This is a genomic window from Paracoccus sp. (in: a-proteobacteria) (assembly GCF_030538695.1).
Taxonomy (GTDB): domain Bacteria; phylum Pseudomonadota; class Alphaproteobacteria; order Rhodobacterales; family Rhodobacteraceae; genus Paracoccus.
On the sequence record NZ_JAUNTN010000010.1, the window covers coordinates 28,099 to 44,627 of the forward strand.

The following is a 16,529-nucleotide window of genomic DNA, read 5'->3' on the forward strand; positions in this document are numbered from 1 at the left end:
ATGGTTTTAGACGCCGGGTGCGGAGGGCCCCGCCTGTTCCAGAAACCGGCGGGGAGCGACGCCGTAATACGCCCGGAACGCCCGGTTAAAGTTTGAAATATCCCGAAAACCGGCGGCAAGGGCCATGTCCGTGACCTGCGGGTTCTGCGCCCGGCGGCGGGCAATGCGGGACAATTCGACGAACAGTTTTAACCGCTGCTGGCGCAATGCCTGCACAAAGCTGCTGCCATGCGCGGCAAAGTCGCGCTCTAGCTGCCGGGCCGAGACGCCGATGCGGGCAGCCAGCCACGCCAGCGACATATCGGCATGGGTGACATGGGTTTCGATCTGGCGCAGGGCCAGTTGGAACCGTGTCGCCGGGGTCAGCTTGCCCGCCTGCTGTCTGCCGCCGGCCGGGTCAGGCTGAAACGCCAGCCGGGCCAGATCAAAGACGTGTTCCGGGTCGCCATCCACGTTGCCGCGCATCACACCACTGATCCGGCGATGCAAGAGCCGCGCCGGTTCGCTGGACGCATCAATCGCCTGACCAACCCGCAGCGCAGGCCCTGCCCCCGACAGAAGCGTGGCCCGTGGCAGGTGCAGCGACAGAGAATGTGTAACAGCCCCGTCATAGTCGAGCTTGAGCGGTCGGGTCGAATCCAGCAGATACAACATGCCGGGCGTCACGATGCTGCGGTTGCCGTCAGCCTCGATATGGCTGCGGCCCTCGATCTGGACCAACAGGAACAGATGCTCGTGATCGTCGGCACGAATATCGCGCGGACTGCGGGTAATCATGCGGATGTCGCAGCGGAAATCGGCCAGATCCAGCCCGCTGACCCGGCGCGTGGTGAAATGCCCCCGCACGGCCTTTTGGCGGCCAGCAGGGACCGGGCTGAAACAGCCGCAAGTGGACCTGAGGGCATCGCCCCATGCCTCGAATAACATGTCGTGCCTCTCGTTTGTCTCCTCCCACGGGCCGCGAGGACTGACGGCACCGCACCCGGTCAGAGTAACGCAGCCCCCGGAAAAGAGAAGCGGCAATTTTGGCGGAAAAGTCCAAGCCGGGCAGACACCGGGCCGCTAGGCTGGGGGATAGTCTGCATATTGAGGGAGGCAACTATGACTGACTACAGCCTTTTGATTGGTGGCAAGCTGGTCCCCGGCGATGCCACGATGGACGTCATCAACCCCGCGACCGAGGAGGTTCTGGCCACATGCCCGCGCGGTTCGGTCGCGCAGATGGATCAGGCCGTTGCCGCGGCCAAAGCGGCCTTTCCGGCATGGGCCGCCCGCCCGATCACCGAGCGCCGCGCGATGCTGCTGGCACTGGCCGATGCGCTGGAGGCGCAGCAGGACGCTTTTGCCCGGCTGCTGACGCAGGAACAGGGCAAGCCCCTGCCAGAAGCGACGGCGGAAATCATCTATTCCACGGTTTTCATCCGCCAGTTGGCCGTGCTGGACCTGCCGGTAAAGGTGATCGAGGACAGCGCCACCAGCCGGATCGAACAGCACCGGATGCCGCTGGGCGTGGTCGGTGCGATCATCCCGTGGAACTTTCCGCTGCTGATTATCTGTTTCAAGATCCCCTGCGCCCTGCTGGCGGGGAACACGGTCGTCATCAAACCCGCCCCCACCACGCCGCTGGTCACGCTGAAACTGGGCGAGCTGATGGCCGATATTTTCCCGGCAGGCGTGGTGAATATCGTCACCGATCTGAACGACCTTGGCGGGCACCTGTCCACACATCCCGATGTGGCGAAGGTGTCCTTCACCGGCTCGACCGAGACCGGGCGCAAGGTCATGGCCTCGGCTGCGGGCACGCTGAAGCGGCTGACACTGGAGCTTGGCGGCAATGACGCGGCCATCGTGCTGCCCGGCGCAGATCCCGAAACTGTCGCGCCCGGCATCTTTGGCGGGGCCTTTATGAACGCCGGTCAGGTCTGCCTGGCGATCAAACGTGCTTATGTCCACGATTCAATCTATGATGAGGTGGTCGAACGGCTGGCCAAGCTGGCTAATGAAGCCGTGGTCGGTGACGGCTTGCAGCAAGGCACCACCATCGGCCCGCTGCAAAACAAGATGCAATATGACAAGGTGCAGACCTTCCTTGACGACGCCCGCAAGGATGGCCGCATCGTGGCAGGCGGCAAGGTCCGTGACGGCGCAGGCTATTTCATCGAACCGACCATCGTGGCCGACATCGACGACAACTCGCGGCTGGTGACAGAGGAACAGTTTGGCCCGATCCTGCCGGTGGTGCGCTATACCGACCCCGAAGATGCGCTGACCCGCGCCAATGCCTCGCCCTGGGGGCTTGGCGGCTCGGTCTGGGGCGACCGCGCGGCGGCCCGCCAGATCGCGCTGCGCATGGAAAGCGGCACGGCATGGGTGAACAAGCATCTGGACTTTGGCCCTCACGCGCCGTTCGGCGGGGCCAAGCAATCCGGCATCGGGGTCGAGTTCGCCGAAGAAGGGCTGCATGAGTTCACCCAGCTTCATATCGTGAACGAGGCCGTCTGACCCAGCAACGGGCCGCGCTGACCGGCGCGGCCCGCATATCTCAGCCGTGTTTTGGGAGGGACACATGAGACAATCTTATTGGGCCATCGCGGCCTGCGCCGCAGCCGTCGCAGCGGGTGGCGCATCCGCACAGGACACCAGCAACCCGGTTGCCGGACTGACGGACACCACGATCATCGCCAATGCAACCGAGACGAAAAACTGGCCCAGCTATGGGCTGGATTATCAGGAGACGCGCTTTTCCAAACTGGACCAGATCAATGCGGACAATGTGGGCGATCTTGGGCTGGCGTGGTCGCTGAGCCTCGAATCGCGGCGCGGGGTCGAGGCCACACCGCTGATCATGGACGGGGTGATGTATGTGTCATCCTCATGGAGCATCGTCCACGCTATCGACGCCGTAACCGGGCGCGAGCTGTGGCGCTATGACCCAAAGGTGCCGCATGACTATGCCGCGAAAGGCTGCTGCGATGTCGTGAACCGGGGCGTCGCTGTCTATGATGGCAAGGTCTATGTCGGCGCTTTCGACGGATGGCTGCACGCCATTGACGCAGCCACCGGGCAACTGGTCTGGAAGGTCGATACCATCGAGAACCGCGACATGAGTTATACCATCACCGGCGCCCCGCGGGTCTATAAGGGCAAGGTGATGATCGGCAATGGCGGCGCGGAAATGGGGGTGCGCGGCTATATCAGCGCCTATGACGCCGCCAGCGGCGATCAGGTCTGGCGGTTTTATACCGTGCCGGGCGATCCGTCGAAACCCTTTGAAAGCAAAGCGATGCAGGACGCCGCCGCGACATGGGACGCGGCCGGGGAATGGTGGAAACTTGGCGGCGGCGGCACCGTCTGGGATTCGATGGCCTATGACCCGGACCTTGACCTGATGTATATCGGCGTTGGGAACGGCAGCCCGTGGAACGCGGCGTTGCGCAGCCCGGCGGGGGGCGACAACCTGTATCTTGGCTCGGTCGTGGCGCTGCGGCCCGATACTGGCGAATATGTCTGCCATTATCAGGAAACCCCGGCAGAAAACTGGGACTACACCTCGACCCAGCACATCATCCTGTCGGATATAGAATGGCAGGGCGAAACCCGCAAAGTGTTTATGCACGCGCCAAAGAACGGGTTTTTCTTTGTCGTGGACCGCACGAATTGCCAGTTTCTGTCCGCCGAACCCTTCGTCAAGGTGACATGGGCCAGCGGCTATGACGACAACGGCCGCCCGATCGAGAACCCGCAGGCGCGCTCCCCCGATGGCGCGGTGTGGGAAACCATCCCGTCGGCCTTTGGGGCGCATAACTGGCACCCGATGTCCTATAACCCGCAGACCGGACTGGTTTATATCCCCGCGCAAGGGGTTCCCGGTGTGCAGCAACCCGACCCGGACTGGCAACCCAACCAGCTTGTGCCAGAGGCCCCGATGTCCGCGAATGGCTGGAACCTTGGCAAGCTCTTGTCCACCGGCGCACCCAAGGCCACGCCCTATGGGCAATTGCTGGCATGGGATCCGGTGAAACAGGCCCCGGCATGGCGCGTCGATTACGTCTCGCCATGGAACGGTGGCACGCTGACGACGGCGGGCAATCTGGTGTTCCAAGGCACTGCGGACGGACGCTTCGTCGCGTATGACGCCGCGACCGGCGACATGCTGTGGCAATCCCCGGTCGGCACCGGCGTGGTGGCAGCACCCGCGACATGGGAAAAGGACGGGGTGCAATATGTCTCGATCGCGGTCGGCTGGGGCGGCATCTATGGGCTGATGAACCGCGCCACCGAAGTTGCGGGACCGGGCCGGGTCTATACGTTCCGCCTTGGCGGTGATGCCCCCATGCCGGAACTCAAGATGCGTCCCACCGCACATCTGGTCGAAGGCGTCCCCTATGATCCTGCCGATGTCGAGGCCGGGGCCAAACTCTATGTCGCCTCTTGCCTGTTCTGCCACGGCGTTCCGGCGGTCGATAATGGCGGAGCATTGCCCAACCTCGGCTATTCCGCCCATGACATCATCGCCGCGCTGCCGGAACTGGTGCTGGCTGACACCTTCACCCCGCTGGGGATGCCCAGTTTTCAGGGCAAACTCAGCGAATCCGACCTGCACAAGATCGCCGCCTTTATCCAGAACACGGCGGACGCAGTACGCGGAAACTGAACGAATCGCCCTGCCCGATCCCTTCGGGCGGGGCATTTACCCCCTCACGGAACAAGCCCATATGTCCGATTTTGACCGATCCCCCGATGGTCTGGCCTTTTCCAAAGCCGTGCAGCAGATGCAAACCCGGCTCGGCTCCCGCCGGCTCTACGAGACCATGCAATGGCCGGTCGATATTCCAAGGGAACTGGCGGCGTTCCTGACCCTGCAACGCAGCGTGTTTCTGGCCAGCGCCAGCGCCGATGGGCAGCCCTATATGCAGCATCGGGGCGGGCCGCCGGGATTTCTGCACCTGCTGGACAGCCGCACCATCGCCATGGCCGATCTGCGCGGGAACCGACAATATATCACGCTGGGAAACCTGTCCGAAAACAACCGCGTGTTGCTGTTTGCGATGGATTACACCAACCGGCAGCGGGTCAAAATCTGGGGGCAGGCCGAGGTGATCGAGGACGACCCGGCACTGATCGAGCGCCTGACACCGCCCGGCTTACGCGCCGACCGGGCGCTGCTGATCCATGTCAGCGCATGGGATCAGAATTGCCCTCAGCATATCCCGCAACGCTATGAGGCCGATGCACTGGCCGAGCAACTTGCCCGCAAGGACGCCCGCATCGCCGCGCTGGAGCAGGAAATTGCCACCCTCAGCCAGCAGCTTGCGACGCGCGAGATCTGCGGCGATGATCTTTGGCCCCAGTAACGTGGCGGATCAGCCAAACACCTTTTTCGCGGCACTGATGGCGTTCATCGCAGCCGGAACGCCCGCATAAACCGAGACTTGCAGGATGATTTCGACGATTTCCGCCCGCGTCACGCCGCAATTTAGCGCGGCACGAATGTGGAACTCCAGTTGTGCAGGGGCGGTGGCCATCGCGGCCAACATAGCAACGGTCAGCATCTCGCGGCTGCGCAGGTCGATACCGGGGCGCGACAGAATGTCGGCAAAGGCGTGACCAAGGATCAGCTCGGTCGTGCCGAGCGCGAATCCTTCCAGATTGGCCTGCACCCGCGAGGCCGCACCGGGCTCCAACCGCTCCAGAACCGCCAGCGCATCGGAAAGGCGGCTCATGCGTCAACGCCCTTCATGCCCTCGTCGCTATAACGCGCCCCCACCACCGGCAGCGCGGCAAGACTGCGGTCGATCCCGGCCAGATCATCCGGCGTCAGCGCCAGATCCACCGCCGCCGCATTGTCACGCAGGTATTCAACGCGCACCGTGCCGGGGATCGGCACCACATCACCGCCCTGCGCCAGCAGCCAGGCCAGCGAAAGCTGCGCCGGCGTGCAGCCCTTGCGCGCTGCGATCGCCGCGATTTCATCCGCGATACGACGGTTCACCGCCAGCGCCTCGGGCTGGAAACGCGGCAGGCTGGTGCGGAAATCACCCTCGACGAAGCCCTGCATCCGCCCGGTCAGAAACCCGCGCCCCAGCGGCGCATAGGCGACAAAACCCACGCCTAGGTCTCGGCAAGCGGGCAGCACTTCGGCCTCGGCCCCACGCGCCCACAGCGAATATTCGCTTTGCACCGCCGTCACCGGATGCACCGCATGGGCGCGGCGCAGGGTCGCGGCGCTGACCTCGCACAGACCGATACGAGCGATCTTGCCCGCCTCCACCAACCGCGCCAGACCGGCCATCGTCTCCTCGATCCGGTCGCTGTCAACGCGGTGAACGTAATACAGGTCGATCCGTTCCAGCCCCAGCCGCCGCAAAGATCCCTCGACCGACCGGCGGGCATAATCGGGGCTGTTGTCGATGCTGCGCCGGTATTCGCCCGGCGCACGGATAATCCCGAACTTGGTCGTAACCTGCATCGGCGCCGAGATTTCGCGCAGGAAACGACCAATCAGGTCTTCGTTATGCTGCGGACCATACATGTCTGCGGTGTCAAGAAGCGTGATCCCCAGATCCGCCGCCTTGTGCAGCACGCGCAGGGAACGGGCGTCGTCGCACGGGCCATAAAACTCACTCATCCCCATACAGCCAAGGCCGATGGCAGAGGTCTGAAAATCAGCGGTCAGATTACGGCGTTGCATGGCGCACCTTTTCATTGTCGGAGTGATCCGACTGTGGCATTTCCGAAAAGCACGCAAAAGCGCCGGGGATGGTAAATGGATTTCCAAAATCGGAAAGATGCACCCTATGTCTGGGATGATATTCGCTGCTTTCTGGCCATCGCCCGGACCGGCTCGCTCAGCGGTACAGCGGCGCGTCTGGGGGTGGGGCTGGCGACCGTTTCGCGCCGTATCGCACGGTTCGAAGCCGCGATGGGCCAGCCGTTATTCATCCGCCAACAATCGGGCTATGCGCTGACCGAGGACGGGGCCGCCCTGATCGAGCGTGCCGAAACGATCGAGGCAGCCGCGCTGACACTGGGCAGGATGCAGGCCGAGGTTGCGGGCCGGGTGCGGCTGGCCACGGCGGAAAATCTGGCCACCGCGCTGATCCTGCCCGAATTGGCACGCCTGCGGGCCGCACATCCACAACTGACGGTCGAGGTGCTGACCGACTTCACCAGCGTGAACCTGCACCGCCGCGAGGCGGACATCGCCCTGCGCATGGTGCGGCCTGATCGCGGCAATGTCTCGGTTCAGCGGCTGGGGGTGATGGGGTTCGGACTGTATGCAGCGGCGGATTACCCGAACACCACCCCCGAACACCGCGGCTTTATCGCATGGTCGGACGCACAAGCCCATCTGCCCGCCGCCAGATGGGTGGAACGCGCCCTTGCCGGTGCCGCGCCTGCGGTGGTGACGACCTCACTGGCCGCTCAATTGGCGGCTTGCGCGGCGGGGCTGGGGCTTGCCGTGCTGCCGCATTTTCTGGCCCGCCCGCGCGGACTGATCTGCGCCGAACCCACGCCCGAACTGGATCAACCCATCTGGCTGGTCACGCAATCCGACCTTGCCACATCACGGCGCGTTCAGGCCGTGGCGGATTTCCTGCGCGATCTGGTCATGCAGAACCGGCAGGCGCTGGCGCATGGGATATAAACCCGCCCAAGCTGCCGCCTCGGCATGGATATTTACAGACAAAAGATGCCTCTCTTTTGTCCCTAAATATCCCCGCCGGAGGCAAGGGGGCGCAGCCCCCTTTATCCCCGCAGCGTGCCCCCGGTCGCTTTCGTGACCTTTTCCACGATCTTCGCCGCGACCGCCTCGATGTCCTTGTCGGTCAGTGTCTTGTCGCGCGGTTGCAGGCGGGCGGTGATGGCGATGGATTTCCGGCCATCCTCCAGCCCGGTGAACTGGTCGAACACCGTCACCCGCTCGATCAGGGCCTTGTCGGCCCCCTGCGCGGCGTTGACGATGGTCAGCGCCTCGACATCCGCATCGACGACAAAGGCGAAATCGCGTTCCACCGCTTGCAGATCGGACAGCACCAGCGCCGGACGCGCCGGGGTTTTCACCTTGGGCAGCGGCACATTGGCGATATGGATGGTGAAACCCACGGCCGGGCCTTTCACATCCAGATCGCGCAGCACGCGCGGGTGGACCTCACCAAAGGTCGCCAGCCGTTTCGGGCCAAGCTGCACATTCCCCGACCGGCCCGGATGCCACCAGCCATCCAGCTTGCGGTCGATCTGCGCCCGCGCGGGCGCACCGATGGTTTGCAGGATCGCCTCGGCATCGGCCTTTGCGGCATAGAGATCCACCGGACGGCGGCTGCCGAACGGGTCACGCGCGGCGCTGTGGCCGACCAGCAGGCCGGTCAGGCGCAGCTCCTGCTCGCCCGGCTCGCCGCCCGAGAACACCGGGCCACATTCGAACAGCGCCAGATCGGCAAAGCCGCGCGCCTGATTGCGCGCCGCCGCTGCCAGCAGGCCCGGCAGCAGGTCGGGGCGCAGATGGGTCATCTCGCTGCTGATCGGATTTTCCACCCGCGTCACATCCGAGCCACCGCCGAACAGCGTGGCCGCCTCATGGTCGATGAAGCTGTAGGTCACACATTCGTTGTAACCCAAAGCCGCCGCCATCCGCCGCGCCGCCTTTTCGCGGCTCTGCAAGGGCGTCAGCACCGGCTGCGGCACACCCGCACGGGGGCGCGGCAAGGGCTGGCCTTGCAGCCCCGACAGGCTGGCGATACGGGCGATTTCCTCGATCAGATCGGCCTCGCCCTGCACGTCAGGCCGCCAGCCCGGCACATGGGCCATGTCGCCTTCCAGCCGGAAACCAAGCGATTCCAGCGTTTTGCGCTGAACATCCGGGGCAATTTGCATCCCCACCAACGATTGCACGCGGTCGGTGTCCAGCCAGTAAGCGCGGGCCATATCAGGCAGCGCCCCCGCCGTCACCACCTCGGACGCCTCGCCACCGCAGAGGTCAAGCACCATCTGCGTGGCCAGATCCAGCCCCTCCAGCGTGAAGGTAGGGTCAATGCCGCGTTCGAACCGATACCGCGCGTCGGAATTGATCTTCAACGCCCGCCCGGTCGCCGCCGTGCTGATCGGGTCGAAATAGGCGGCCTCGATGAACACCTCGGTGGTGTCGTCCTGCGAGCCCGAACGCGCCCCGCCCATCACACCCGCGATGCTTTCCGGGCCCTGGTCGTCGCAGATCACTACCGCGCCTTCGGGCAGGCTATAGGTCTTGTCATCCAGCGTGACGATCTGTTCGCCCGACACCGCCCCGCGCAGATGCAGATTGCCGTGAACGCGGGCCAGATCGAACACATGCAGCGGGCGGTTCAGATCATAGGTGAAGAAATTGGTGATATCCACCAAGGCGTTGATCGGCCGCAGCCCGATCGCCCGCAGCCGTTTTTGCAGCCATTCGGGCGAGGGACCGTTCTTGACACCACGCACCGCGCGACCGCTGAAAAACGGCGCTTTGGCAGCGATTTCCGGCGCGATGGTGACGCTGATGGGCGAGGGGAGGCTGCCCGTGACCTGCGCCTTGCGCAGCGGTTTCAGCGTGCCAAGCCCCCGCGCCGCCAGATCCCGCGCCACGCCGCGCACACCAAGCGCATCGGGCCGGTTCGGGGTGATGGCAATGTCAATCACCGGGTCGATCTTCTCGGGCGCATGTTCGGCCAGCCAGTCCGTGAACCGCTGCCCGACCTGCCCCGAGGGCAGTTCGATGATGCCGTCATGTTCCTCGGACAGCTCCAGCTCGCGTTCCGAGGCCATCATGCCGTGGCTTTCAATACCCCGGATTTTGCCCACCGAAAGCGTGGTGTCGATCCCCGGCACATAATCGCCCGGCTTGGCCAACACGCCGATCAGCCCGGCCCGCGCATTGGGTGCACCGCAAACGATCTGCTTCTCGCCCTCGTCGGTTTCGACGCGCAGCACCCGCAGCCGGTCCGCATCCGGGTGCTGTTCCGCATGGGCGATGCGAGCGATGGTGAAGCCCGCCAGCTTCGCGGCGGGGTCGATGATCTCCTCGACCTCAAGGCCGAGATCGGTGAGGGCTTCCCCGATTTCCGAGACGGTTGCCGTGGTGTCGAGATGCTCTTTGAGCCAGGAGAGGGTGAATTTCATAGGAATATTCCCGCCATTACGCCGATTATCAAAGATGCCGCGCCAAATACCCAGAAAATCGTCTTTGAAGAAAGACCCACCAGCCCCAGACAGATAAAGAAAGTGGCGATTACCACCTTTGCTAGGTTATTTCCAAGCCACAACGCAAGTTTGGCCACGATGTCCGGCGGCAAAACCTTAAGGATCAAAACCGGTGCCAGCGCCACGACGAAGCTAAGCACACAACTTCCAACAACCGCCATGACATAGGGATCGTCGTTTGGTGGCGGCAAAACCTTGGACCATACCTTGCCGCTTCGGTCAACGCCCGAGAAGTAATGGACCATTTTCCCGAGCAGCAGCCATCCGAACAGGATTCCAACCGCAATCGCCAACTTGAAAACTGGATCCCATAAAAATGTGACCCACAATTCACTGAAACTGCAAGGCATAGGCCCGTTATTCAGAATTTTGCAAGTCGGCGTTACGGTCAGCAACCACGCATGCAGGGTCGGGAAAAAGAATAATGCAGCGAGGATCAAAGAGAAATAAACAAGAATCCTGTCAACCGCAGCATTAGCCGTGCGAGCCGGAAGGTCGCAAGCTTCCAGTTCGGGGCGCTGGGCTGTTGTCACCGCGACAGTCCCCCCGCCACGCTCGGCACATCCCCCGCCGCAAATCCATAATGCCGCAGCCAGCGCAAATCGCTCTCAAAGAACGCCCGCAAATCCGGTATTCCGTATTTCAGCATCGCAATCCGGTCTATGCCCATGCCAAAGGCAAAGCCCTGATATTCTGCCGGATCGACGCCAGCCGCCGCCAGCACCTTGGGGTGGACCATGCCGGAGCCGAGGATTTCCAGCCAGGAATCCCCCTCGCCGATGGTCAGCTTGCCGCCTTCCCAACTGCACCGAATATCGACCTCGGCCGATGGCTCGGTAAAGGGGAAATGGCTGGCGCGGAAGCGCAGCTCGACCTCCTCGACCTCGAAGAATGCGCGGCAGAACTCCTCCAGCGTCCATTTCAGGTTGGCCATGGAAATATCGCGGCCAATCGCCAGCCCCTCGACCTGATGGAACATCGGGGTGTGGGTCTGGTCCATGTCCATGCGATAGACGCGGCCCGGCGCGATCACGCGGATCGGCGCGCCCTGTTCCTGCATGGCGCGGATCTGCACCGGGCTGGTGTGGGTGCGCAGCACATGCGGCGGGCGCGGATCGTCCGCCGCGCGATGCATAAAGAAGGTGTCGTGTTCCTGTCGGGCGGGGTGTTCGGGCGGGATGTTCAGCGCGTCGAAATTGAACCAGTCGGATTCGACCTGCGGCCCTTCGGCCACGGCGAAACCCATATCGGCAAAAATCGTCGTGACCTCATCCATGACCTGACTGACCGGATGGATCGTCCCCGCCGGGCGCGGGCGGCCGGGCAGGGTCACGTCCAGCCACTCGCCCGCCAGACGGGCATCCAGCGCGGCATCCTCCAGCGCGGCCTTGCGGGCGCGCAGCGCAGCGTCCAACTCGTCACGCAGGCGGTTCAGGGCGGCGCCGGTGGTCTGGCGCTCCTCGGGGGTCATCTGGCCCAGTTCGCGCATCTTCAGGCTGATCTCGCCCTTTTTGCCAAGCGCGGCAAGGCGCACCTCCTCAAGACCCGCGGGGTCGGCGGCGGCGGCGATACGGTCCAGCCATTGCTGGCGCAGAGGGGCAAGGTCGGTCATGGTCATTTCCCTGAATAGCCTGCGCGGCTTAACATGCTGCGCGGGCCGGGAAAAGCTTTAACGCCAGAACTCACGATCCACGCCGGGCGCAGGCCCCGAAGTGCTGACGGCGGCCTCAATCCGCGCGACATGTAACAGGCCGGGCCACCGCGATATATGCCGTTATATCCCCCCCGGACCAGACAGTCAGCGGAACATCCCTCTGAACCAGCGGACTGAATGAACCCAGGCCGCAGGGCGAGATAAGCCCCGGCAGCCGGCAGGCCGTAAACCACGGACACAGCCCCGGAAATCATATTCAGAAAGTCGATGATGGTGGCCATGGAGCGATCTCACCGGCCGGCTTCCATGGCATTTGAGAACCCGCAGGACGGCTGCGGCAAGCAGAATAGGCGCAGCGCCCGCAGCGGGGCGCTGCGCAGACGCGCTTATCTGGCCGCAGTCAGTTTCGTGACCGAGCCGGTCTGGCTGTCCTCGCCCCGTGTGCCATACATCGCGACCAGATAGACCGCGCCATCAGGACCGGCGGTCAGGTGGTTTGGCGTCTGGTCGGCAGGAATATTCGCCAGCAGCTTGCCATCCCCATCCAGCACAGCCACCGTGCCGCCCGCGCGGGTCGCCGCAAAGACCTGCGAGGTCGCTGCGTTCCAGACCACTGATACAGCACCCGCGCCGATATAGGTGTTGGCCAGTTGCTTGCCCTCTGGGTCCAGCACCAGCAGGTTGTCGCTGTCCTGCGACACGACATAAAGCCGCCCCGTCGCCGGATCGCGAGCGATGTCGGTGGCACCGATGGCCTCGGGAATTTCGACCGAGGTCGTCTTGCCAGTTTCCAGATCAACCCAGCCCATCCATGCCGAATCGCGGCTGACCGAATAAAGCCGCCCGCCTTCTGCATCCAGTGCGAAATCCATGGTGTAAAACACCTCGCGCCCGGCATCGGCGAAAAAGGCGTATTGCGCGACATGTTCCAGCGAATCCGTGTCGAAAACCTCGACAAAGCCAGTCAGCGCATCTGCCACATAGGCACGGTTGCGGACCGCGTCGATGGCCACATCACGGGGGTGACGGACGGTGCCCTCGGGGAACATCTTGACCACCGACAGATCGTTCGCATCGTAAACCGTGACCGTCCGGGCCAGCGTGTTGGTGGTCCAGACACGATGATGCGCGTCGTCAACTGCGACACCGAATACGCCGACCTGCTCGCCCGTGCTGTCCTTGGGTATCCCGGCTTCGGCCTCGACAGCCAGCGTATCTGCGTTCAGCCGCAGCAGGCGGCTGCCGTCATTGGGACCACGGGCCGAGGCCACGAACAGCTTGCCATCCGCCGACAGCGCCGACCAATAGGCGCGTTCGCCCACTGGAGCAGTCTGGCTATGCCAGTCATCCACATTCAGCGGCGGCACGATTTCCGACAGCTTCAGCAGCGCGGTGCTGGTGCTGGCCGGGTTCTGCGTGACCAGAGTCAGCGGGTGCAGGCCAATCGCCGCATCAATCGGAGCGGTCAGCGGGATCGTCAGCCTGCCATCCTCACCGATGGTCAGGGGTTCAGGCGTCAGCAGCTCGGTGCCATGCAGCAGGCTGACCAAAGCCCCCGCCTCGGCCCGCTGAATATTGACCGAGGTTTCATCTCCCGGCTTGACCGGCACATCACGCGAGCCGGCGCGAACTGCCCCCGGAAAGCTGTCGGTTCCGGCGACCCAAGGCGTTTCCGCCGCCGCAGCCCCGGCCAAAGCAATGGCAGAAACCATCAGCATGGAACGAATGGAAAAGTTTTTCATCAGGGCACCCTTTGCCAGTGTCAGCGCCGTGCCTGTCTTTGGGTCCGGCCTTAGCCCCTGCTGTCATGTCAAAGAGTTTTAGTCAAGAATTGACTGTCAGCTCGCCTGCCGTCGGAACGCGCGTTTCAGCAGGTCCAGCTCTGCCCGCAGCAGATCCAGTTCCGCCCGCAGATCGGGTTCCAGCGCCCGGCCGCACAGCAGCGACAGGCTGGCCCGCGCCTGCCCGTCCGGCCCGGTCATCAGCAAGGTTTGCATCCCGTCATGCAGCACCGTCGCCGGAACCGGCACCGAGACCAGCCAGCGGGAATCGCCCGCCGCCTCGACCGTCAGTTCCGCCAGCGGCTGCCCCTGATGCACCAGATGCCAGCCCTCGGGCGCGGCATCGGCGGTCACGATGGCGGACCAGATACCGCCCTTGAGGCCCAGATTTTCAAACGCTTCGATCATGGCGGTTCCTTACACTTCGGCGCGGGGATGGCGCGAGATGAACATATCCCGCAACTCGACCGCGTTCATATGCGGGGCCTCGAAAATCAGGTCCAGCCAGATCTTTTCCAGCCGCTTTTCGTTCATGTTGATCAGCGCAAGATCAAATTCAGTCACCGGATGGTTGGACTGGCCGGGCATGATCTCACCCAAATGGCGCAGCAGTTCGTCGGTGTTCGGCCCATGCTGGACGTTCAGCCGCGCATAAATGCTGATCGGGCGCTCGACCTGAAGATCGGTTTCCAGCCGCAGGACATGATTCTTTTGCAACCCCTGCTGCGCATCAACGGGCAGATCGACGGACAGCGACAGATAGCTGCCCTTGAAATCCAGAACCTCCAGCCGCAGGGCAAAGGGCGACATATCGGCGCTGGCCGAATTGGCGACCTGCCGCAGAATCAACGGCGAATCGCTGTCGTCATGCCAAAGCCGGGCCAGTTCACCCACCGAATCGCCACTTTGCGGCCCGGCCATTCCCGAAGGCGATACCCGCCCCGCCAGAAACCCCGGACGCCAACGCCAGTCGGTGCCACCGGGCAATGGCAGGTCCGCCAGACGCGCGTGCGACAGCCGGGTGCGCTCATCGGCGCGGTGCAGAAAGCGGCCAAGGCTTTCGCGCAGGGTCCGCGCCTCATCCATGCGCCTGGCCAGCCGTGCGCGGCCAAAGCCGGACACCTGTTCTTCCATCTGGCGCCACTGCTCAGCAGCCCGCTTGCGTTGCAGGCGCTGCCACCATGCCTTCGGTCTGAAACCCATGTCGAATCAACCTCGCCGATCTTCGGCGCAGACGGGAAACAGCAGTTTGGCCATGTCAAAACCTGCGTTTTTCATGCCTTACTGCCCGAACCCATCGTGCCATTTCGCTTACCCGTGCATAAAAGCGCAGCACCGGCAGAGCAAGCCTTCTGGTCATAACAGACGTAAAACCGACGTGTTTTATAGCAGCGGAGCCGCCAAAGCGGCCAGATTCGCCCGCGCCCGCCGCCAGAAGGACCACGCCCGCACCTGATCGCGGGTGATTTCCGCAGCCCGGTCGATATAGGTCTGCTGTCGCGCATCCAGCGCCGCCGTCAGTGATTCCGAGACCCAGAACACGTTCATTTCATAATTCAGGTCAAAGCTGCGCCGGTCCAGATTGGCGCTGCCGATCATGGCCGCCTGCCCGTCCACGGTGATGATCTTGGCGTGCAACAGACCCGGTTTGAACAGATAGATGCGCACCCCGGCATCCAGCAACTCACGATAGAACCCCTCACTGACCCACTGCACCAGCCGGGAGTCGTTCCGGGCCGGCAGGATCAGCGTGACCGCAACCCCGCGCCGGGCGGCACTGGCGATGGCGCTTTCAACCGGCTGGTCGGGAATATAATAGGGCGTCGTCAGCACCAGCCGCTCACGCGATGCATGGATCAGCGTCACCAACGCATCCGACATCGTGCCTTCGCGCCAGTCCGGCCCCGTCGGCAGCACTTGCGCCACCTGCCCCGGCTGGCTGACCGGCGGCAGCGGGTCCAGCATCGCCCCAAGGTCGGACCCGGTATAGCTCATCCAGTCCTGCAAGAAGGTCGCCTGCATCTGCCGCACCACGGGGCCTTCAAGCTGCATCTGAATATCGACCCAGGGCGCATATTTCGCCTTGACCGCGAATGCCTGATCCGAGGCATTGCGGCTGCCGGTAAAGCCGACACGCCCGTCCACGACCGCAATCTTGCGGTGATTGCGCAAATCCAGCCGGCCCCACAACATGCTGATAACCGGCAGCCCCATCGGGTAAGCCTGCGCCAAATGCACCCCCGCAGCCTTCATCCCGGCCCATGCCGCTGACCGCGTAAATGCGCGTGATCCGAACGCATCCACCATCACCCGACAGGTCACACCACGCCCCGCCGCCCGCGTCACCGCATCGGCAATCCGGCGGCCTACATGATCGTCCAGCCAGATATAGAACAGCAAATGCACATGGTCCTGCGCGGCATCAATCGCAGCGATCATCGGGTCCATGGCCGTATCATCCTCGGCCAGCAGCGTGGCGCGATTGCCCGACACCGACTGCATCCCACCCACGGCGCGGATCATGCGCGTGACCGTATCGAACCGCCCGGTCAGTTCGACCGCCGATTCGCTGGGCTGCCACAGGTTCGTCAACTGCTGGCGCACATCGGCCCGCCGGTTGCGGTCGGCCCGGCGCATCCGCACCTCTCCGAACATCAGATAGGCCAGAATCCCGACCAAAGGCAGCGCCTCGACCACCATCACCCAGGCCAGCCGCACCGACGGTTCCAGCCCGCGCCGGGTCAGCACCCGGAACACGATCCCGGCGGCCAGAACAAAGTGCAAAAGCGGCAGAAAATATGTCCACATCCGCCCTAAAAGCCCCAACCACGCCCCCGGCGCAAGCCCCGCAATTGCAATCCGCCCAGCTTGGCCCT

The 16,529-nt window shown here is 63.7% G+C and carries 14 protein-coding genes; 4 read left to right on the plus strand and 10 right to left on the minus strand.

Annotation, left to right across the window (positions count from 1 at the left end; genetic code table 11):
* Positions 1-6: 6 nt before the first annotated feature.
* Positions 7-927: a helix-turn-helix domain-containing protein gene (locus Q4G24_RS06870; protein ID WP_303365771.1), complete on the minus strand. Its 921-nt coding sequence runs from the start codon at positions 925-927 to the stop codon at positions 7-9.
* 174 nt (positions 928-1,101) lie between these two features.
* Between Q4G24_RS06870 and Q4G24_RS06875 the strand changes: the two genes are divergently transcribed.
* The 3 genes from Q4G24_RS06875 (at position 1,102) to Q4G24_RS06885 (ending at position 5,354) form a co-directional block, all read left to right on the plus strand.
* The gene (locus tag Q4G24_RS06875; protein ID WP_303365772.1) at positions 1,102-2,502 is read left to right on the plus strand and encodes an aldehyde dehydrogenase family protein; all 1,401 of its coding nucleotides are present in this window, start codon (positions 1,102-1,104) and stop codon (positions 2,500-2,502) included.
* A gap of 64 nt (positions 2,503-2,566) precedes the next feature.
* Positions 2,567-4,654, plus strand: coding sequence for a PQQ-dependent dehydrogenase, methanol/ethanol family (locus Q4G24_RS06880; protein ID WP_303365773.1), 2,088 nt, complete (start codon positions 2,567-2,569; stop codon positions 4,652-4,654).
* 61 nt (positions 4,655-4,715) lie between these two features.
* A complete protein-coding gene (locus tag Q4G24_RS06885) occupies positions 4,716-5,354 on the plus strand; it encodes a pyridoxamine 5'-phosphate oxidase family protein (RefSeq protein WP_303365774.1) in 639 nt (212 codons plus the stop codon).
* Positions 5,355-5,363: 9 nt separating this feature from the next.
* On the opposite strand, the gene Q4G24_RS06890 is transcribed toward Q4G24_RS06885, so the two are convergent.
* Together Q4G24_RS06890 and Q4G24_RS06895 are read right to left on the minus strand one after the other, a co-directional pair.
* Entirely contained in the window at positions 5,364-5,723 is a 360-nt protein-coding gene (locus Q4G24_RS06890) for a carboxymuconolactone decarboxylase family protein (protein WP_303365775.1), read from the minus strand.
* Complete coding sequence (locus tag Q4G24_RS06895; protein WP_303365776.1) at positions 5,720-6,691, minus strand: aldo/keto reductase; 972 nt, start codon at positions 6,689-6,691, stop codon at positions 5,720-5,722. Before Q4G24_RS06895 ends, Q4G24_RS06890 begins: the two co-directional genes overlap by 4 nt.
* 75 nt (positions 6,692-6,766) lie before the next feature.
* Here Q4G24_RS06895 and Q4G24_RS06900 point away from each other — a divergent pair, with 75 nt between their 5' ends.
* Positions 6,767-7,648: a LysR family transcriptional regulator gene (locus Q4G24_RS06900; RefSeq protein WP_303365777.1), complete on the plus strand. Its 882-nt coding sequence runs from the start codon at positions 6,767-6,769 to the stop codon at positions 7,646-7,648.
* Positions 7,649-7,749: 101 nt separating this feature from the next.
* Here the strand turns inward: Q4G24_RS06900 and pheT are convergent, their stop codons facing one another.
* The 7 genes from pheT to cls form a co-directional block, all read right to left on the minus strand.
* Entirely contained in the window at positions 7,750-10,137 is a 2,388-nt protein-coding gene (pheT, locus tag Q4G24_RS06905) for a phenylalanine--tRNA ligase subunit beta (RefSeq protein ID WP_303365778.1), read from the minus strand.
* Complete coding sequence (locus tag Q4G24_RS06910) at positions 10,134-10,751, minus strand: hypothetical protein (protein WP_303365779.1); 618 nt, start codon at positions 10,749-10,751, stop codon at positions 10,134-10,136. The genes pheT and Q4G24_RS06910 overlap by 4 nt, the downstream gene beginning before the upstream one ends.
* A complete protein-coding gene (gene pheS, locus Q4G24_RS06915) occupies positions 10,748-11,830 on the minus strand; it encodes a phenylalanine--tRNA ligase subunit alpha (RefSeq protein ID WP_303365780.1) in 1,083 nt (360 codons plus the stop codon). Before pheS ends, Q4G24_RS06910 begins: the two co-directional genes overlap by 4 nt.
* A 428-nt stretch (positions 11,831-12,258) precedes the next feature.
* On the minus strand, positions 12,259-13,614 hold the full coding sequence (locus Q4G24_RS06920; RefSeq protein WP_303365781.1) for a hypothetical protein: 1,356 nt from the start codon (positions 13,612-13,614) through the stop codon (positions 12,259-12,261).
* Positions 13,615-13,710: 96 nt separating this feature from the next.
* Positions 13,711-14,061, minus strand: a complete 351-nt coding sequence (locus Q4G24_RS06925) for a hypothetical protein (protein WP_303365782.1) — start codon at positions 14,059-14,061, stop codon at positions 13,711-13,713.
* A 9-nt stretch (positions 14,062-14,070) separates the two neighbouring features.
* Positions 14,071-14,856: a DUF6478 family protein gene (locus Q4G24_RS06930; RefSeq protein WP_303365783.1), complete on the minus strand. Its 786-nt coding sequence runs from the start codon at positions 14,854-14,856 to the stop codon at positions 14,071-14,073.
* 180 nt (positions 14,857-15,036) lie between these two features.
* Positions 15,037-16,461, minus strand: coding sequence for a cardiolipin synthase (cls, locus tag Q4G24_RS06935; RefSeq protein ID WP_303365784.1), 1,425 nt, complete (start codon positions 16,459-16,461; stop codon positions 15,037-15,039).
* Positions 16,462-16,529: the final 68 nt, after the last annotated feature.